The organism is Pseudomonas sp. 9.3L (assembly GCF_058536285.1).
In genome coordinates this window covers 2681026-2701850 of the sequence record NZ_JBZUBK010000001.1, presented here as the reverse complement: position 1 = coordinate 2701850, position 20825 = coordinate 2681026, and the positions used below count along the sequence as shown (strand labels likewise).

Annotated in this window: 8 protein-coding genes; 2 read left to right on the top strand and 6 right to left on the bottom strand. The window is 59.8% G+C overall.

The window, feature by feature from the left end; all coding sequences use genetic code 11:
* Positions 1 to 93 precede the first annotated feature (93 nt).
* From glgX to glgA, 6 genes are all read right to left on the bottom strand, one after another.
* Positions 94 to 2295 (bottom strand): glycogen debranching protein GlgX, encoded by a 2202-nt coding sequence (gene glgX, locus AC4LE2_RS12365; protein WP_491826042.1) that lies wholly within the window; start codon positions 2293 to 2295, stop codon positions 94 to 96.
* 145 nt (positions 2296 to 2440) lie between these two features.
* A complete protein-coding gene (locus AC4LE2_RS12360) occupies positions 2441 to 2785 on the bottom strand; it encodes a DUF2934 domain-containing protein (protein WP_491826041.1) in 345 nt (114 codons plus the stop codon).
* A gap of 14 nt (positions 2786 to 2799) precedes the next feature.
* Entirely contained in the window at positions 2800 to 5586 is a 2787-nt protein-coding gene (locus tag AC4LE2_RS12355; RefSeq protein ID WP_491826040.1) for a malto-oligosyltrehalose synthase, read from the bottom strand.
* Positions 5583 to 7673, bottom strand: coding sequence for a 4-alpha-glucanotransferase (gene malQ / locus AC4LE2_RS12350; protein ID WP_491826039.1), 2091 nt, complete (start codon positions 7671 to 7673; stop codon positions 5583 to 5585). The genes AC4LE2_RS12355 and malQ overlap by 4 nt, the downstream gene beginning before the upstream one ends.
* Positions 7670 to 9472, bottom strand: coding sequence for a malto-oligosyltrehalose trehalohydrolase (treZ, locus tag AC4LE2_RS12345; protein ID WP_491826038.1), 1803 nt, complete (start codon positions 9470 to 9472; stop codon positions 7670 to 7672). The genes malQ and treZ overlap by 4 nt, the downstream gene beginning before the upstream one ends.
* Positions 9473 to 9480: 8 nt before the next feature.
* Positions 9481 to 11052: a glycogen synthase GlgA gene (gene glgA, locus AC4LE2_RS12340; protein WP_491826037.1), complete on the bottom strand. Its 1572-nt coding sequence runs from the start codon at positions 11050 to 11052 to the stop codon at positions 9481 to 9483.
* A gap of 344 nt (positions 11053 to 11396) precedes the next feature.
* Between glgA and AC4LE2_RS12335 the strand changes: the two genes are divergently transcribed.
* Positions 11397 to 16181, top strand: a complete 4785-nt coding sequence (locus AC4LE2_RS12335; RefSeq protein ID WP_491826036.1) for a dermonecrotic toxin domain-containing protein — start codon at positions 11397 to 11399, stop codon at positions 16179 to 16181.
* An 85-nt stretch (positions 16182 to 16266) separates the two neighbouring features.
* On the top strand, positions 16267 to 20811 hold the full coding sequence (locus AC4LE2_RS12330) for a dermonecrotic toxin domain-containing protein (RefSeq protein ID WP_491826035.1): 4545 nt from the start codon (positions 16267 to 16269) through the stop codon (positions 20809 to 20811).
* Positions 20812 to 20825: the final 14 nt, after the last annotated feature.

Sequence of the window (20825 nt, the reverse complement as noted above, 5' to 3'; positions counted from 1 at the left end):
AGCCAGGTGGCTACGGGGTGGGTATGTGACGGGGTAAGCCAGGCGGCTAGGGAGGGGGTAGCAGCGCGGCTTTCGCCACGCTGCCAGGGTGTGTTACTCGTCGTCTTCGCGGTGCAGTTCGAACAGCAGGAAGGAACGGCCCGTTACCATGAACTCGCTGCCAAACTCCAGCGCTTCGTGGTCACGCAGCATGGGGCGGTTGGTGTCCACCAGGCAGTTCCAGTGACGCCCTTGAGGCACCTCAGGCAGTACGAAGTTGACCACATCATGGTGGGCGTTAACGATGATCAGCAAGGTAGCGTCATCGCCGCGCTTGCGGATACCGGTCGGTTGCGCACGGCCATCGAGCAACATGCCCAGGGCGCGACCGTTGCCATCTTCCCACTGCTCAGACGTCATCTCGTTGGCTTGTGCATCCAGCCAGGTCACGTCTTTTACGCCGATGTCTTCGTTGTACGTGCCTACCAGGAAGCGATTGCGGCGCAGCATGGGGTAGGTCGAGCGCAGCTTGGTGAGGCGGCGCACGAACTTCATCAACTGCTTGCCGTCTTCGTCCAGGTCCCAGTTGACCCAGCCAATCTCGCTGTCCTGGCAATACGCATTATTGTTACCACCCTGCGTGCGGGCGAATTCGTCCCCTGCCACGATCATCGGCGTGCCTTGCGAGAACAGCAGGGTGGCGAAGAAGTTGCGCATCTGGCGCAGGCGCAGCTCCATGATGTTGCGGTCATCCGTGGCGCCTTCAACGCCGTGGTTCCACGACATGTTGTTGCTGGTGCCGTCCTGGTTGTTCTCGTCGTTTTTTTCGTTGTGCTTCTCGTTGTACGAGACCAGGTCGCGCAGGGTGAAGCCATCGTGCGCGGTGATGAAATTCACCGAGCTGAAAGGCCGACGGCCGCGCTGATTGAACATCTCGCCAGAGCCTGTCATGCGTGCCGAGAACTCGCCCAGCTTACCGTCGTCGCCTTTCCAGAACGAACGTACAGTGTCGCGATAACGGTCGTTCCACTCTGCCCAACCGGGCGGGAAACCACCCACCTGATAGCCGCCTGGGCCGCAGTCCCATGGCTCTGCGATCAGCTTGACCGAGCGCAGCACCGGGTCCTGACGGCAAGCGACCAAGAAGCTATGACGCTCGCTGAAACCGTCATGGTAGCGCCCAAGGATGGTTGCCAGGTCAAAGCGGAAGCCGTCCACGTGCATTTCCGTTGCCCAATAGCGCAGGGAGTCGGTGACCATCTGCAGCACGCACGGGTGGCTCAGGTCCAGCGTGTTACCGGTGCCCGAATCATTGATGTAGTAGCGCTTGTTGTCCGGCATCAGACGGTAGTACGAGGCGTTGTCGATACCGCGCATGGACAGGGTAGGGCCCTGTTCATTGCCTTCTGCAGTGTGGTTGTAGACCACGTCCAGGATCACTTCCAGGCCGACTTCGTGTAGGTGCGCGACCATCTCCTTGAACTCTGCGATCTTGCCGCTGGCCAGGTAACGGGCATGGGGCGCGAAAAAGGCAATGGAGTTGTAGCCCCAATAGTTGTTCAGGCCTTTGTCCAGCAAGTGCTGATCGTTGACGAACCCATGAATAGGCAACAGCTCAACAGAGGTCACACCCAGCTTTTTGAGGTGTTCAAGCACATCTGGGTTGCCCAGGCCGGCGAAGGTGCCTCGCAGAGGCTCGGAGACCGAAGGGTGACGCATGGTCAGGCCGCGTACGTGGGCCTCGTAGATAACAGTCTTGTCCCACGGCACTCGTACAGGCTGGTCTTGGCCCCAGGTGTAGGCGGGGTCGACCACTTTACATTTGGGCACGAAGGGCGCGCTATCGCGCTCGTCGAAGCTTAGGTCACCATCAGGGTCGCCCAGTATGTAACCGAACAGCGCTTCAGACCAGCGCAGCTCGCCTACCAGTTGTTTGGCATAAGGGTCGATCAGCAGCTTGTTGTGGTTGAAGCGATGGCCATTCTCAGGCTCATACGGGCCATACACGCGATAACCGTAGATCAAGCCAGGGTGCGCATCAGGCAGGTAGCCGTGATACACCTCGTCGGTGTACTCGGGCAGTTCGATACGCGCCACTTCCTTGTGTACGTCATTTTCCTCGTCGAATTCGAACAGACACAGCTCAACCTTGGTGGCGTTGGCCGAGAACAGTGCGAAGTTCACGCCCAGTCCGTCCCAGGTCGCGCCCAGGGGGAACGGCAAACCTTCACGGATGCGTGACTCATCGACGGGAGATGCAAAGGTGCTGGCAGGCGTGGCTTGGTCAGCGGGTTGAGAGGTCGTTTGCCGGCTCATGGGGCGTCCTTCACGTATAAAACGCTAATAAAGAGGAGGAGGTATCTAAAGGCGGTAAGGCCGGTTCTAAGTTCAGCCCGAACGACCACTGGGCAGGGTCGGGGCACGAATAGGGCCCCAGGGATAGCGCCCTGGGGCGGTACTGCTAGTGTGCTGCAGGTTTCTTAGACGCTCGCGGCTTTTTCTCGGCTGCCGCCTTTGGCGCGGCCTTGACGGGTGCAGGTTTTGCACCGGCCGAGCTTGCCGTCTTGGCTGCAGGCTTTGAGGCCTTGGGCTTGGTCGATGACGCGGAAGGTTTGGCTGAGGCCTCTTCGCCGCTGTCGGTAGGCTTTTTCGGCGCCTTCTTCGGCAACTTGGCAGGTGCCTTGTCTTCGGCGTCCGCCAGCTTCATTGCCATTTCCCAATGACGATGGGCCTGGCCGTCTGGGCGCCCTTCGGACTCCCAGATGTAGTAGGCAAACTCTTCAACGCGCTTATCGCTTACGCTCATATCCATGCTCCTGATCACGAGTCACTTTGTAGATAGAGATTGACGGGAAACGCCTTTAGCGCATCGCTTATCCGCAAGTCCTTGTCCAATGTGACCGCCTGCGTTTCAAAAAGTCCCCTAAATTCAAGCGGCCCGACACCATCAGGCAGTTTTACGTAGGTGTCTCCCCATTTTTCAGCCGCAATTGAGGGTTCGCCTTCATTTAACAGGTCGCTACAAATACGAGGCGCTACGATCACTGCATAGCGGCCCTGATAGTGGCGCGCAAAGGCAATCAGCCGGTGCCCGTGTTCTCCGCCTGTTTCCAGGGGCAGGTACTCGCCCTCCAGAAACAGAGCAGGGTCCTTGGCCCGCGCCTTGAGGATGGCGCTGATCAATGCCTGCTTCACGCGCCCGTCACGCCAGTGCTTAAGAAGCTGAGGCGCTGATTCGTTCGTTGCCAGCGCTTCGCTTCGGGCAGTGTAGTCCACAGGCCGGCGGTTATCCGGGTCGACGAGGCTGAAGTCCCAGAACTCGGTACCCTGGTAGAGGTCCGGAATGCCTGGAGAGGTGGTTCTCAAGGTAGCCTGCACCAGGCTATTGAGCGCACCTGCAGGAGACAGCACGTGTACCGCTGCCACGATTGACTGGCGCAGCGCCAGCGTCTGATCGGAGGTCAGCAGTTGGTCAAGAAACGCCTTGCAGGCTTTTTCGTAAGCCTCGTTTGGCGCGCTCCAGCTGCTAATCAGCTTGGCTTCGCGCAGTGCCTTTTCCTGCCATTGCCACATACGCTCACTGTAGGCTTTGAGCGCTGGCAGGTCATCGGCAGCCAGGTCCAGCGGCCAGCTACCCAGCAGCGCCTGATACAACATGGCTTCATCGCCACCGGTGGGCGCAGGCGCTTCGGCATACTCGCCACGTAGACTGCTGGCCATAGCCTGCCAGTGATTGACCAACGCCGTGTACCAGGTCGCGCGCTCACTGATGACGGCAAGCCTGGCGCGGGTGTCTTCGCCTCGCTTATGGTCGTGGGTAGCTGTGGTCAACAGGTTGCGTGGGAAGGCCTGAGCACGGGCCTGACAGGCCTCATGGAAGGCCTGCGGCGGTGCGCTGAACACCTCAGGGTCGAAGCCCACATCGTTACGCGACAGCAGCATGGCGCTGCGGTAGAACGCTGTGTCCTCCATCGCCTTGGCTGCGGTTGGCGAAGTCAACTGCTGGAACCGCACACAGGCATGACGCAAGGCCTGGCGCCGACGCCCTACCGGCAGGCTGCGCCAGTGTTCGCCGCCCAGCCAACGTACCAGGAAGGCCAGCACAGGCCAGTCGCCTTCATTGAGGCTGGCGCGCGCGCCCTCGACTGCAGTCTGGAAGAACGGCTCGTCTTCGGCGGGTCGCCCGCAGGGGGTGATGTAGGTGCGGTACACCGTGTAATGCACGATCAAGGCTTCGAGGGCGCGACGGATGCTACCCAAGGTAAAGTCGCGGCTCATCAGATCGCTGCGCGCTACCTTCAGGAACGCTTGGGCCGTGGACTCGAAATCGCCCGCCAGCGTGCCATGCAGCACGAACTGTCGGCCGGCACGCACTTCTTCCATGAAGTCCGGCGTGCGCCCACTGAGCTTGACCCACAGGTCGCTCAAGGGCTGCGCACCTCGAGGGTCGTGTTGCAGGAGCGATACCTGGTTCATGAACTCGTAGCCGGTGGTGCCGTCCACTTGCCAGTCTTTATGTAGCTGCTCGCCGTTGCCGAGGATTTTCTCCACGAAAATCGGGAAATGCTCTACCGCTGCATCCGCAGGGCGGCTGGGCAGCAAGCGCTCTACGCGGCGACGCAGCCTGCGGCAATACGCACGGGGGTTGGCCAGGCCGTCTACATGGTCGATGCGCAACCCGTCGATGAGCCCTTCTTCAACCAACTGGAAAATCTTGGCGTGGGTGGCTTCGAACACGTCACTGCGTTCTACCCGTAGGCCGCCCAGCTCGTTAATGTCGAAGAAGCGCCGCCAGTTGATGTCGTCAGCCGCCGTGCGCCAGCTTGCGAGGCGGTAATGTTGGCGCTCCAGCAACCGGTGCAGGCGTTCAAACCCTTCAGGTGTGGTGGAGTCGTAGAGCTTGAGTACAGTTTCCAGCGCACGGAACGCACCGCCTTCAGCGGCGAGGTCTGCGAGCGCCTGACGCAGCGCAGGTGCCTGGGCATAGGCGTCCGCATCGTGGGCCAGCGCCCCGAACTGTTCACCTAGCGCCTCAAGGCGGTTGTCCACTGCGATGCTCAGAATATTGGCGTAATCAGGCGGGCAGATAGGGAAGCGGTGCTCGTAGTGCTCGACGAAGAAACTGCCGGTTTCGGCATCGAAACGCAGCGGTATTTCGCCTTTTTCCAGGGCGCTACCGTAGTCGCTACCCAAGAATGGAATCAGCAGCTGGCCTTCCATCAACGGGTCGGGCGAGTGCCACTGGATGTCGAAGAACGTGGCATAGGGGCTGCGACGCCCCCATTCCAGCAGGTCCAGCCACCAAGGGTTGCTTGCGCCACCTACTGCCATATGGTTAGAGACGATGTCGAGGATCATCCCCATGCCACGCTCACGCAGCGCTGAAACCAAGCGGCGCAGGGCAGGCTCGCCACCCAGTTCAGGGTTGATACGGGTAGGGTCGACCACGTCATAACCGTGCATCGAACCTGCGCGGGCCGTGAGGATCGGTGAGGCATACACATGGCTGATGCCCAGGCGCTCGAAGTACGGAACTAGGGCCACGGCATGGTCAAGGGTGAAGTCTTTGTGGAACTGCAGGCGAATGCTGGATGTAAATGGTTTCATCGATCACGCTCATGAGCTTGGCGGCGGGCTACAGCAAGGAGTTCCAGGCGCCGCGCAGGGTCGGGCTGGTCAAGCAATGGGGCGCCTGTACCGCTAAGGCGGCGGCGCCAATTGGGGTGCTCATCAATGGTGCCCGGAAAGTTCGGCTGTTCTATCCGCCCCAGTGCGTCTTCAATGGGCAGAAGCGCCAACGGCGCGCGGGTGTGGCCGATGAAGCGCACGCTGGCGTCCACCATGCGATCAGCCACCTCTGGATCCTGGTGCTCATCGCTGAAGTTCTGTGGGTCGTTGCGCAATACGCGCAGCAAGCCCTCTTTGTCAGCGCTGCGGGTCGCGCGCCAATCCTGTTCGGTCTTTTCGTCGATCAACCCCAGGCGGCGGCTCCAATCGATCTCATTGGTGTTCCACCACCCCTTGAGCGGCGGCAGGTCATGCGTACTGGTGGTAGCAAGTGCGTTGTCTGGCCACTCCATGAGGGGCTTGAACTGCCCAGGGCCGTTTTGCTCGAACAGCAGCACGCGCATGCCCAGCATGTCACGGGCGGCTAGTTTTTCGCGCAGACCGTCTGGAACGGTTCCCAAGTCTTCGCCCAGTACGATTGCCTTGTGACGATGAGACTCCAGCGCCAGCAACCTCAGGAGGTCGTCAAAGGGGAACTGCAGATAGGCACCCTCGGTGGGCTTTTTGCCTTGTGGAATGACCCACAGGCGGTTAAGCCCCAACACGTGGTCAATGCGCAAGCCCCCTGCATGAGCGAAGTTGGCACGCAACATCTCAATAAACGCGCGGAAGCCATGACGCTTTAACCCCTGGGGGGAGAATGCTGAGATCCCCCAGCTTTGACCTGCTCGGTTGAGGATGTCTGGTGGCGCGCCTACGGTAACCGCTGCCAGCAATTCATCCTGGCGACTCCACGCCTGGCTACCTGAACCATCAGCGCCTACGGCCAGATCCGCAATTAGGCCAATGCGCATGCCGCTGCTTTTCGCGGCCGTCTGGGCACGCTCAAGGCAGCGGGCAATCAGCCATTGACCAAAGGCATAAAACTCAACGTCCGCTGCATGTTCGGTGGCGAAGGCTGTTACCTCTGCACTGCGCGGGTTACGCCAAGCCTCTGCCCATTCACGCCAGTCCTGCGACTCGCCTCGACGCGTAGCCCGCGCCTGTAGCGCTTCGAAGCAGCAATGGTCTGCCAGGGCCTGGCCGCCTTGTTGCCGGAAGCTGGCGAAGTCTTCACTCAGGGGGTGCGCGGCCTTAGTGAAATCTTCATGCAGCGTGCGCAGGAGTGTGAGCTTGGCATTCGCGGCCCGTGGCCAATCCACCAGATCCAGCTGTTCCAGCTCGTGCAGGGTCGAGCCCAGGTTGGCGCGCTCAATCGCTGCCGCTACCGCCTGCTCGCCCAATACCGCGCTTGGCGCAGAGTAAAGGTTGTTCAGGAACAACCTGCTGGATGGGGAGTAGGGGCTATAGCGGGTGGTATCGCTGCTGAACATGGCGTGCATCGGGCTGATGGCAAGGGTATCGGCGCCACGCTCACCGGCGGCCCTGGCCAGTGACTCAAGTGCCAGCGTATCGCCAAATCCGCCATCGCCCTGGCGGCGCAATGAATACAGCTGCACCCCAAGGCCCCAGGCCCTTGGCGCGTTCACTTCCAAGGCGTCCGCCACGTTGAAGCAACGCTTTGGTGCCACAGCCACGGTGAACTGCTGTGTGCCTGCCTGTACCTGGTGGTAACCCACTGGGAGTGTGCCGGGTAGCTGGGCGCGGTCATCCAGCGCTAGCTCCAGGGTACTGCCGTCCTCAAGCACTAACGTGCAGGGATCGCCGGCGGTGAGCCACGCGCTAAGGTCCAGCGGCTGCTGGACGTCCGCAGTAAGCAACGGTGGCAACTCACGCTGGTTGGTGTGCTCGTCGAGCGTCTTAACGCTTTGGCTAATCTCTTCATCTGTACTGGCGGGGTAGCCCAAGGCATTTAAAACATCCGCCAGCACGCCTGTAGAGACGCGCTGTGGCTGGTTGCTTGCATCTTTCCATTCGACGGCGATGCCGACTTTGCTCGCAAGCGCTTCGAGCGCGCGGTCACTCATGCCAGCACCTCAAGAGGATCTAGGGGGATCAGGCTAACCAGTGCTGTGTAGGCGGGCAGCATGCCAGGTTGATCGAAACGAGCCTCTACCCCCCGGCTGTCAAACAGCCAGTGGCGTTCGAACGGCAGCGCAGCGCTGACAGGTGCGTCACTCAGGTTAAGGTCAATCTGCCAAGTCGAGCCATCGCCCAGTTTCCAGCGGGCAGAGACAGCTTTGTCACCCAGTAGGGTGACACCCAGGGAGCGGCTTCCCGGCAACCGATCAAACAGGTCGCGTCGGCGCAGGCTCAATAGGCTCACGTACAGTTCTACCCACGGCCCGTGCTGATGCTTTTCGAAATCCTCGAATGCAGGCCGGGAAGAGTCGAACGTAGAGACCGCGTTCGGATCTGGGATCTTGGCGCGACGCTCGGGGTCCTGGAAGGCGCTAAAGGCCTTGAATTCCGAGCGGCGGCCGTTGCGTACCGCTTCGGCTAATTCACCGTGGAAGCTGGTGAAGAATTGGAAGGGGTCAGACGACGCCCACTCATCACCCATGAACATCAAGGGAATCATGGGCGACGCCAGCAATAGTGTCGTGGCAGCACGAAGCGCGGCTTCAGGCGCGAGCTGGGAAAGACGCTCGCCAAACGCCCGGTTGCCGATCTGGTCGTGGTTCTGCAAGAACAGTACAAATGACGTCGGGTTCAAATGACCACTAGGTTCGCCACGCGCTACGCCGTGACGGTTAGTGTGTCCTTGGTAGACGAACCCTTCACCCAGGCACCGTGCCAGTTTTTCGGTGGTGTCCTGAGCATAATCTTCGTAATAGGCTTCGGTTTCGCCGGTCAGCAGCACGTGTAAGGCGTTATGGCCGTCATCGTTCCATTGAGCGTCGTAGCCTTGTTGAAGCAGGTGCGCTTCGTTGTGCTCGTTCTCAAGGTTCAACCACACATGGCGCCCGGCCGGTACCGCCTGGCGAATACGGCGAGCCATTTCCTTGAGGAAGTCAGGGTCTTCGATAGCATGCACCGCGTCGAAGCGCAGGCCGTCGAAGCGGTAGTCGAGCAGCCACATCAGCGCGTTACCAATGAAGAACTCGCGCACCTGTGGGCGCCTGAAATCGATCGCTGCGCCCCATGGTGTGTGTTGGTCTTCGCGGAAGAACCCCTTGGCGTAGCTATTCAGGAAATTACCATCCGGCCCAAAGTGGTTATACACCACGTCCAGAATCACCATCAGCCCATGTTCATGAGCGGTGTCGATCATCGCTTTGAGCTGGTCTGGCGTGCCGTAAGCGTGCTCGGGTGCGTAAGGAAGTACACCGTCGTAGCCCCAGTTACGGTCGCCAGGGAATTCAGCGATAGGCATCAATTCGATTGCGGTAATGCCCAGGGCAGCCAAGCGGGGAAGCTGCTTGCTGACCCCTTCGAACCCGCCCATCAGCCCCACGTGCACTTCATAGATGACTGCTTCGTGCCAAGGGCGCCCTTGCCACTGTGCGTGACGCCACTGGTAGGCCTGGTGGTCCAGTACGACGCTGGCAGAATGCACATCGCTCTGCTGGGCCCGGGAAGCAGGGTCGGGGACCTGTTGGTCGCCGTCGATCTCGTAACGGTAGGCCGTGCCGGGGCTACAATCGCTTTCGGCCACATACCAGCCTTCGGGTTGGGCGGTCATTGGTAGCCGCTCCGCGTCATCGAACACCACATTTACCGCAGCGGCGTCAGGGGCCCAGAGGGCGAAGCGGGTCAGGTCGCCACCCACACGGATAGCCCCGTGGGTCAAGGTCTCAGGTTGCAGGTCAGCCATTAAGGGCACTTCCTCGATCAGTAGTGTCGCCCGCCTCGGCCCTGAGCACGATTTACCAGCTTGGTATAAAGCGCCGCGTAGGGTTCCACAGCTTGCGACCAGTTAAAGGGCTGCGTCATGGCGCGACAGCGCATGGCGTTGAGCAAATCAGGTTGATTGAAGGCATAGAACGCACGGCGCAGGGCGGATTCATAGGCCTCGACGGACGGCTCGTCGAACAAAAAGCCAGTCACGCCATCTTCGATGGTGTCGGCCAACCCACCGGTTCTGCGGGCTACGGGCAGTGAACCAAAACGCTGCGCGTACATCTGGCTGAGGCCGCACGGCTCGTAGCGCGATGGCATCAGCAAAAAGTCACTGCCGGCGAACATGCGACGGGCATCGGTCTCATTGAAGCCAATGCGAGCCGATACCTGCCCAGGGTAGCGTTTGGCGAGGTCGCGCATGGCTTGCTCTTCTTCAGGCTCGCCTCGACCGATAATTGCGATCTGGCCACCGTTTTGAACGATGTAGTCAGTCACGCCCTCGGTCAGGTCCAAGCCTTTTTGATACACAAGGCGTGATACCACGGCAAACAGTGGGCCGGTGGAAGGCTCGAGTTCAAACAGCTTGCGCACGTGCTCTGCGTTGACGGCTTTGCCGTCCCAGTCATTCAGGCCGAACGGGCAAACCAGGTGCGAATCAGTGGCTGAGTCCCAGCTTTCATCGATACCGTTAGGGATGCCGCTAAGCTGCCCGCGCTTGGCTTTGCTGGTGAGAAAGCCGTCCAGCCCGCAACCAAAATCAGGGGTGGTGATTTCCCGCGCATAGGTTTCACTCACCGTGGTGATATGGCTTGAATACGCCATGCCAGCCTTGAGGAACGACAGTTTGCCGTAAAATTCCATACCGTCCTGTTGCAACGCGTGCTCGGGGATGCCCAACTCAGGGCAGGATGCCAGGCTGGTGATACCCAGGTACGCCAGGTTGTGAATGGTGAACAGGGTGGGCACTTTCACGTTGCGCCAGCGCATATAGGCTGGTGCCAGGCCGCTCGGCCAGTCGTGTGCGTGCACCAAGTCCGGCTTCCAGTGCACCATGCCATGGCCTGCCGCAATGTCACAGGCAGCCATGCCCAGGCGTGCGAAACGAATATGGTTGTCTGGCCAGTCACGACCGTTCACGGCACCGTAGGGGTTGCCGTCGCGCTCATACAACTCAGGGCAGATCAGTACATAGATCACCAGCCCATCGGCGGTGTCCATCCGGCCTACCTTGCAGGGCGGAAGCGCGGCGTAGCCATTGAGCTCGCCCACGATATGAATAGGGTTGTCGCTGTCTAGTACTTGGGGGTAGCCCGGGATCAGAATACGCACGTCATGCAAGTGGCTCATGGCCCTTGGCAACGCTGCTGATACATCACCCAGGCCCCCGGCCTTGATGAGGTCAGCCATTTCAGACGTCACGAACAGCACTTTCTTGCGATTTGGGTTCGCCGTGTGGTCCGGTTGCAGCGCCTTGCCTACCGAGGTGACCGCTGGAAGCGAGGGTACCTCGCTGACTTGCTTGTTGAAACGTTCTCCGTGTGTTTCGACAGCGGCACTGATCATCAACTTCTCTCCCATAGCGTAAATAACTCTCGGCGGATCTGGTTTTTTTATCCGACCCCACGGCTAGTGTTTGGCCGGTTCCGCGACGCTGCCGTCGTGGTGTACAACGCTCCTGGGGGTGGGTGAGTGGGGCACTGTCAGGCACATACCGCTCACTGTGAAATGGACCCAGGCAGGCTTGAGAAGTTTCGGATTTCTAACGCCTCAAAACAGCGGCCTGTGGCTTTCTGGAGTGTAGGAGAGATTGCACTTAAGTAGGGGCGTTAAGCGAAGCGGTATGTGATTAACGCACGCGTTGATCGCAAGCAGGTTTGTATGACGCTTTCTTATTAAAGGAAGCTGTTATGTCCCTGCCGGAAAATTTCATTGCCAGCGTCGCCGATTACGCGCCTCTCGCTGGGGAAGCCATCAAGCGATTCAAGCAAAAACCCACTCTCAGGTCTGTTGCCGCTCAGTTAGTAGCGCAAGCGCTGGCGCAGCTTGAGCCGCCACTGACGCTCAATCCGAACGACATTGCGCTGGGTTGGCCGCCCGAAGTGTCACCCACGGGAGAAATCGAACATCTGGCGCTGCCTGACTTGCTCATTGACCTGTCCGCGCGTGACGGCATATTGACTATCGTCAAGGGTTATCAGTTTGCGCTGCAACGCGAAGGGGAGCAGTGGGTACCCTTAGCGCTAGACCTGGAGCAACTCGCCCAAGCGCTCGATGCGGTGAAGGGTTCGCTGGAGTACGCGTTTGCCCAAGCGCTGTCGCAGTTTTGGAGCCATACGGACATCCATGGCCAGACTCACTGGGCCTGGATGGCGGATTACCTGTGTAGAGCGTTCGTACAAGCCCTGGATGCTGCGCACGTGTCCAACAGGCTCCCCGCAGAAGCGTATCTGGCGGCCCTGCAAGTAGCTGCGCGGCCCGTGACGGGCGACGACATCATCACGCCGTCCGGCGCGAGGGTGCTGGTGACATTAGTGCAGTTAGAGCAGGCCGGCCAGGCGGTGCCCTTCGATGCAAAGCTTGACCCACACCTGCTGTTAAGCTTGAGCGATGTGCATTCAGAGCGCTTTATCGCCTTTTCACCCGGCGAAGGCGTGCGTTTTTTTACGTCCTCACAGGCGTTGATGGATGACTTCAGCCGGCGCCCGGATAATAGCCTAGTGTTTACTTCACCGAGCGTGCGCCGCCTTCGTATAGAGGGCGATGTATTCGTTGCCTTGGCTAGAACCCTGTTGCAAACCCAGTTGATTCAGCTAGACCGGTTTGCGGCGTCCCTACCGCGCCCGAAAGACCGGCTAGTGGGCGAGACGCTGAAAGCGGCCAGCGAAGCCCTGACCGGATTTTTCCTGCTGGACGCGCAGGTGCAGGTTGGCGCCAACAATTGGCTGCAGCTTCGCTTGCCCCACTGGTTACGACGCGCATCGACCAGTGACCGCTGGCAGTTCGCGCTCAAGCTGGCAGAGGCCGTTATCACGGAACCGCTGGCTGGGCGCAGTTGGTTTCTGGAAGGGATCCCTAGCCTGGAAGGGTATGCGCTGAAACGGCTGCGTGAAGAAGCTGCCAAGGCGCACCCAGAAGGCCCAGCGCTGGAGCCGGAAAACATAAGCGCGTCCACGGTGTATGTAGCGCAGAACCTGATCGAGATTGCCGGGGGGCCTTGGGAGCCGGAGCTTCATGAACACCCGGTGGATGTACTGGAGCTGGCCCTGGGCAACCTGTCCTCCCAAGCCCTCGGGTGGCTCAAGGTGGAGGCCAAGCCAGGTACTGTATTGCCTGCCTGGCTGGACGGAGATGCGCTGAAAGCCCTCATCCGCGCCGTTGATATAGGCGCAACCTACCCCCGGTTGTTACGCACCCACTTGTTGGAAGGGGATGAAGCCTCGGAACGTGCCGCACTGTTCTGCACTCAAGTCATCAAGCAACTGCCCCTCCTTGCCTGGGAGTTGGTGCTCAAAGGCACTGGCACCCTGGACCGTGAAGGCTTCAAGCTGGTACAAGCCGGGGTAGGGGCCCGCCCCGTGGAAGATACAACGCGTTTGATGGCGCTGGGGGTTACCGCCGGGGAGGGTTACGGGGTAGATACGATCGCGGCCACTTATGTATTTGTTCGCGAAGATCAACCCACCGGGCTTTGCGTGCTCTACCGCCCCCTTCACTCGGAGCAACTGCGGCAATACGGTTCCCTCGATGCACTATGGGACGATGTGCTGGCACCGGGGGAGGTGCAAGATGAAGCGTTGCGTTGGATGACGGCGGTAGGGCGTGCGCGTTATAGCAATGGGGGATGGCGTGAACCGCGTGTCACGCGCTTTGGCCAAGGGGATGAGTTTGCACCCCTGTGGCGGCCAGGCCTCGCTCGGCCTGTACTTACACCGCTCAAGGCACCCGTATTGAGTACCCTGTACCGGGGGGTGGTAGAGGCAATCATTGAAATGGCCGAACGCCGCACGGTATCTAATTCAGAAGACAACTGGATCGCACTGGGCAAGTTGTCATGGACGCTGTTCAACGTTGTATTACCGGTGTTCAACGGGCCGCTGTCTACCGTAGGCTGGCTGATTCAGCTTAGCGCCCAATTCGCGGAATTCCTTAAGGCCAGAAACACGCCAGGAGTGGGCGCACGAGACGCACGCAACGACCTGTTGTTCAGCATTGTACTGTTGCTGATCAGTGAGGAAGTGCACTGGCCTATTGAGGCTGAGACACCGATAGATGCGTCTGAGAATGAAGGCTTGGGAGAGGTCGGCCAGCCCGGAGCCGAAGAGCTTCCCTCTTATTTGACAAACCAAGTACCGCCCCCTGCTGAGCCAGGAATACCTGCCATGGCGCCTGCGCTGGCTGAAGCGGTGGTCGAAGAGCGACAGGCATTGGCCAAACCTAGGGCGCTGGATCTTGACTGGAGCAGCCCTAACCTGATGATGAACCCTCGCCAGCAGCACACGCTTGCCGGGCTGCGGGTACGGCGCCCACCACAGCTCTCGGCCCCTATCCCGCATGGCCCAACCAAAGGGCTGTACCTGTATGACAACCAGTTGCTGGTCCAGTGGCAGGAGCACTTCTACGCCGTCAATCTTCAGGATGACGCGCCCCGTATTGTTGGCCCTGACAGTCAACCCGGCCCGTATCTACGCCGCGATGAAACAGGGCAGTGGACGCTGGATCTGCGACTACGGCTGCTAGGTGGTGGGCCCAAGCGTAGGATTGCGTTACGCCAGGCAAAAAATCAGCAAGATCGCGCCCAAGCGGAACAGATTTACAACCAAGTGGTGCCGGCGTTCGAAGAACTGCGTGATCGAGCCAATACCCTAGGCACGGCGTTGGAACAGGCTTCGTCTAGCCTTGAGGAGCGCGTGGCGGGCCGGGAGGCGTTAGATGACGTCTTGAGCCGCGGTTATAAGGAGTGCACCGAGATGATAGAGCGTTATGCGGTCATCCATGCGGCAACGCCCTTAGCTAATTTTGCTGAGCGCCAAGTGTTGTTGCTAACACGCCTGCTCAACGTCGGCAAGTCTCTGATAGAGAACCTTGTGGAGCTTACCCGGGAATCCATTGGGGCGTCGGCGCTGATTAACCAGAGCCCTGAAGAGTTTGATCGGATCACCTCCGCCAACCCTGAGGAGTGGCAAGGATTTTTGAATAAATTTGAAGGCTTGGTCGAGCGCACGGTCGTCGGCGTTGAAGACCATTACCGGGTGATCGAAAGCATTGAAGTGTTTCCGGGTATTGGCAAGAAGGCATTGGCAGACAACGCAAGCAGTGTGTCGCTGTCGGTCAACTTACCCGAATTATGGTCGTCGCTCGCGTACTGCCGGTTGTCTCAGGCCCTTGAGCCGCTACGAGAGCTGTCAGCTCAAGCAGAGGAGATGTACGAGAAGTTGGACCCGGTGCTGGTTCATTCCGCTTCCCATGCCGAGGCTACATCCGATCCGAGCCTGACCAACGGGCAACGCTTGAGCGTGTTCGATACGGCAATCTCAAACTACCAGCGCGGTGAAGATGCCGCGCGTGCGCTGACCCAAACCCTCTCGCCGGAGTACCCGCCAGCGGCGCTGCAGCGTTTCGAGGCGGTAACGGCTTTGTTGCGCGAGGATGCCGAACAGCGCATGGGTGCGCTGATACGCGCCCAACACAGCGACGCGGCCACTTCCGAACAGCGGGCTGCTGCCGTAGCCCGTTCTGGCAGCAAGCCGGCTAAAAAGCCTAAGAAAAAACCCGGTAAGAAACCTAATGCGGGAGGCTCTTTCCCCATTCAGGGCCCAAGTGAAGGTGGGGTAGAGGATACCTCCGGACCTCAGTTGATCCAGACCGCAGACGGCGAATGGGTGATGGCCCACGTGCGTAATGCCGGTGATGGGTCAGGCCAGGTGGCTGAAGTGCTCGGCAACGGGCGTGTGCTGGCAAGCTGGCGCAGAGGCGGCCTGCAGGACGCATGGGAGCGTTTGCAAATCAAGCCAAGGTCACCCACCCCACCGACTGATCGGAGACTTAACGCCCTTATCCGAGACGCCGAGCAGGCGATCGCTGCGGCGCAGCGTGAACTCGATGGCGCCAATCGGCTCAAGCAGGCGACCCGTATACCGGTGGATATCGAAGACATCTACCATGTTCGCGCCCGTCAATTGGAGGATCTGGCCGATCAGATTGAGCGTGCGTTAACCCGTATGAATGCCACTGATGCTGTGACGGAGGAGCATGGTTCTGCAGAGGTGAAGGCGCAACAATTACGGCAGAAGGCAGTTGAGGCTAAACACGTAGGCACTGCAGCACGAATCGAGCTGAGTAAAAGCTTGATGCCTACTGCCGGACGAGTGCAGTTTTTGCTGGAGGCAGGAGAAGTGAGCATTCGTCGGTTGGGAGAGCGAGCCACACAACGGGGAGGGCGCCGCGATTTCATTCAGGAGTATGAAATTGCTGATAACCAGGGGCACCCCCTCTGGTATGCGCATTTTCACTATGACACTGCTGCGGCCGCTCCGGCTGATTACACAGCGGCGCATTTGAAAACGGTGACTCAGCGCTTTGACGGCTACCAGCGCCAGTTACAGCAGGCGCTTAGCAATCAGGAAGTGGTCAGTATTTATCGCAGCCAGATCGACCCCAAGCTTGCCAATACGCTGTTCCTATCGCTGCCTTGATCGGGCAAGAAATGTGGTAGACCGATACCACCTCCACGCTCGGGTGTAGCCGAGACTGGGGCTCCGTTACCTAAGGAGCCCCACCTTGACTACTTCAACGTTACCTACTCACGCGTCCCTCGGCCCAGCGGCGCAGCGTATGGCGGGCCGGCCTAGCGTGGCTGACGTGATTCACGGCCTTCTGCGGCCTCCCTTGAGCCACGCAATCACAGAACCTGTAGTCTTCGAACAGCTAGCCCTGGGTCATAGTGTCTGGGGGGTGGAAAGCGGCCAGGAGATTTTCAACGGCTATGCTGAGCAGACGTTGGTCAATGCCGTCTGCCAACGTTATTTGAGTGACACACCGCTCTCCCTTTCTGCTGACACGTATTTTCTGACCGATCAAAGCGGAAGTGAATACCCTCGCCGTTTGACGGCAGACCTGACCGTTGTGGCCGAAGAGATTGATCTGGCGGGCAGCGTATTGATTGACGCCTGGTGTGAGCGGCTGGCCAGCTTCTGGAGTGAACCTGATGCCAGCGGTCAGAGCCCATGGGCGTGGTTGGCGGCGCATGTCCAGGCACTGGTCTCCTATGCACTACACACCGCTAGCGCAGACGGTGTGCTGAGCGCCGATGATGTGGTGCTGGTGAATACGCAGTTGGCGTTGACGCCCCTTGAGCAGCCACATGCACCTATAACACCCTCACCACGGCCCAGAGTGCTGCGTGCTGAAGACGGGCCGTTGCCGTTGTTGCTGGTAGAGGGCAGTACCGCTCGACCGGTGTGGCTGCTGTATGACGTTCAGCGCGGATGGAGGCGTTTTAGTAGCCTTGCCGCGTTTACCCGCGAGGTGGCTGAGGCGCTGCCAGAGCCCTCATCGCCTTCCTCGGACAGCGATCAGGTTGGCCTGACTGTTTTCAGCGCCTGGGCGCAAGCGGCGCTGGAAGACTATCTCTCACATCAGCGGGGGGTTGCGGCAGCCTTTAAAGCCAAACCTGCAAGTGTTGCTAGCTTCATTGCAGCCATTAACGCGTTTCCCATCGCCTTGCTGCTTGATCGCGCGGGCCGGCGGTTGCATACACAGGCCATTCGTGAGCGGCTTCCGCTGTGGTTAGGACATGCCAGCAGTACCGACCAATTACGCTACGGCCTGGGTTTACAACGTGTGGTACAGGCGCGCCAGCTCACCCGAGAAGTGGCGTTTCTGTCGGGCATCCCTACCGTTGAATCGTACGCCCGTGATGAGTTGAAAAAACAGATCGCGCTGGATCACCCACACGCCCTGCTGACGGACCTGGACGACGTGCAGATCACGGTGTTTTCCCGGGCCGATGACGGCCTGTTAAGCATTGCAGGAGGCGGTGGCGCGGTGACGTATGACCAGCAGGTGTTAGGGTTGGTTGACCTTAGCCTGCTTAACACCGGAGGGCGCCCAGCAGGCTGGATCAAGGTAGGCCCACGTGCGGGCAAGACCCTTCCTGCCTGGCTGGATGACGAGAGCGTACTGGCCTTGGTCAAGCAGATAAATGTGGGCAGTCGCTACCTGGCGTTGCTGCACCAGGCATTCTCGGTAGGCACAGAAGGTCAGCGGCGTCGAGCCGCTTTCGGGGCAATGGCATCGGCGCAAGTGCCCCTGTTGGCGCTAGAGGCCAAACTCCGTGACGCGAGCCTCGATGAGCGGGGGATTGGATTGGTTCAGCGCGTCTTTGACGGACCTGATGGCCCAGGGATGCCAACCGTCGACCGCTTGGCCTTGGAGGCAACAGCGGGGGCGGCACCGGATGTCGTAGTGGGCATGTTCGTTATTTCTGCGCCTGAGGACAGCGACACGGTGGTCTTGTATTCACCGCTAGGTCCTGTGCCGTTACGGCAATTCCCTAATCCTGCCCGATTGATGCAGGCCATTATTGATGAGCCTGCCCTGCAGCACGCCGTTATCGCCTGGCTAAGCGACACTGCTCAAGTGCGTTATCGCCACGGGGGGCTGCGCGCGCCCCACTGGTTACGTTTCGGTTTGGGCAGTGAGTTCGCGCCGTCGCCGTCTTTACAGCCCGCTCGGTTAGCCCCGGTAGCCGTGACAGGCCGCCCGCTGGATGCCTTTTATGAGGGCGTAGTAGAAGGGCTCTTGCTGGCAGCGGACCGTCAAACCGTATCCAACCAGGAAAGCTTTTGGCTGTCGGCGCGCCAGTTGGGCTGGCTGGTGTTCAATCAAGTCCTGCCGCTCTTCAACGGACCCACTGCTACGGCGGGTTGGCTCGTTCAACTGGCCCACTCATTGGATGAACACTTCAACAGCGTAGGGCCGTCCGAAGCGTTGAGCCCGTTCGATAGCAGTGATCTGATCGTAGACCTGGCGCTGGCGTTGTTAACGGAGGGAATCAACAGATCGATAGGCGAGGCAGGCGTTAGCGCTCCCCATACGGGGCCCACAGAGCCACAGTCGCTGCCCGCTCCAAGCGTGTCTGTGTTGGAGTCGACCTGGTCAGCGCCCCAGGCCGTTCTTACGCCGGAGATGCGCCAACGCTTGCAGGCGCTGGAAGTGTCGGCACCTGCTGAGCTGCCTGCTGAAGTCCCCGTTGGGGTATTCAAAGGGTTAATCCTGGATGGGCAACGCTGGATCGCGCGGGTAGACGGTTTCCTCTTTGAGGTAGCCCCAGGTGATGGTGAGGCCAGGGTGTTGGACACCGCCAGCAAAGAGGCAGTAGGGCCGTGGCTGCAGCGTGATGAACAGGGGCAGTGGCAGTTGGACTTGCGCTTGCGGTTGCGAGGCGGCGGCCCTAAGCGTCGCATCGAGCAGCAGCGAGCCCTCAACGAGCAATTGCGCGCCAAGGCTGATCAATACCTGATGGAGATCCAGCAAGGCTATGCGCAAGCACGCAGGTTGGGGGTGGAAGGGGAGCGAGTGATCAACGAAGCACTCACTGCCAATGACCTGCCGGCGGCGAAAGCGCGTCGAGTGATAGAGCAACAGCGGCTGGAGGAGGCCTTCCACGCCAGCGTCCGCCTGCGTACCGAGTACGAGGCCATCGGTAAAAAAATCGCGTTACCGGATTACCCTAAGCACCTGAGTACGTCATTGGCCGCAGAGATTAACCTGTGTGCCTATTACCTAAGCCTCACCCGCGAGGCGTTCGTGGACAGCTTGCGAGCCAACGACGCGGTGTCCTTGCGGGCGCAGGGCAGCGAAGGGATGAATCTGGAACAGGCACGACACTGGTTCGTATTTCTGCATGAGCAGGCACAGGGCGCTGCAGTCGCAGGGCAGTGGCGTGACCGGCTTGAAGAACGTTTGAGGCGCCTGGAGGAAATACCGGTGTTTGGCGCCCGTTTGCTGGAGCAATTCAAACCCAAATTCACTACCTTCCGTAGTCAAGTCGAGTACCAGGTACTGAGGGCGTACATTCAAATGAGCCTGATCGAGGAGCCCATGCTGCTGGATCATGCAGTTCGGGACGAGGTTCATAACGCCCTTCAGCCCTTGACCCTTGGGCTAAATACCCACAAGGCCCTTGTACGAGACCTGGCGCTGGGAGAAACTCAAGAGGGAGAGTTGCTGGACGGCGTTATCACCACCTATCAGTCGGCCGAAGACACTCTGCAATGGCTCAAGCAAACCCTGCGCCCGGAATACGTCACGCCCGCCATGGATGAATTGGTGCAACAGCTAGGCATACTAAGGGAGCAGGCGGAATCTCGTTTGGGCAACCTGGTAAGGCCGTCCGCAGGTCCGCGCTCCAAAGCAGCTGCAGGTACGTCCGCCAGCAGTGGATCCACTGACTCAGGGCAGCGGATGATCCGCACGCGCAATCGAGGCCCCCTGATGGCCAGGGTTCGTAAGGTGGCAGAACGGCCTGTACGAGAAGTGGCGGAGGTCGTCTCGCCGCTGGGTGAGACAGTCGTAGCGCGATTCTCCCTGGACCCGGAGCGTGGAGACTGGGTACAGGAAGCGGTGCCACGACCTGAACCTGACCGAGCCTCCGCCAGCAGGTTTGATGTGGATCATTTGATAGGCGAGGCAGATAGGCGCTTGGAAAACGCGGCCAGACAATTGGAGCAGGCGCCTCGGTTGGCTCAGGTAACGCGTATTCCGGTGGAGCTGGAGGAATTGATGTGCGGCTCGGCAAGGGACTTGCTCGATACGGCAGAGCGTGTCGAACGGGCCCTGACGCGTATCAACGACACCGATGTGGCGGGGCCAGGCTATGCCAGCGCTGAGCACAAGGTGCATGACCTGCGAGACATGGCCTCAAGGCTCACTGCGCAAGGGCGACGTTTACGCATACGCCTGACCAAGACGGCACTACCGACCGCTGCACGAGTGCGTTATCTCGTAGAACAAGGCGAGGCAACCGTCCGCCGTCTAGGCAGCCGTGCGATGCTCAAAGGGCAGGGTAAGAGCAAGGATTTCGTGCAGGAATATGTGATCGAAGACACGGGAGGTGCTGCGCTGTGGTATGCCCATTTCCACTACGCAAGCATTGACGTAGAGGACGGTCAGTACGTAGCGGCTCACCTGAAAACAGTAACGCAACGTTTTGTGGGGCTTAATACGCAGATGGCCCAGGCGGCAACGGGCGCGGAGGTGGTGAAGATCTACAGAAGCAGGATCGACCCGGTGACAGCGAAGGGGTTGTTTCTGAAAGAGTGAACCTGCAAGGCCAG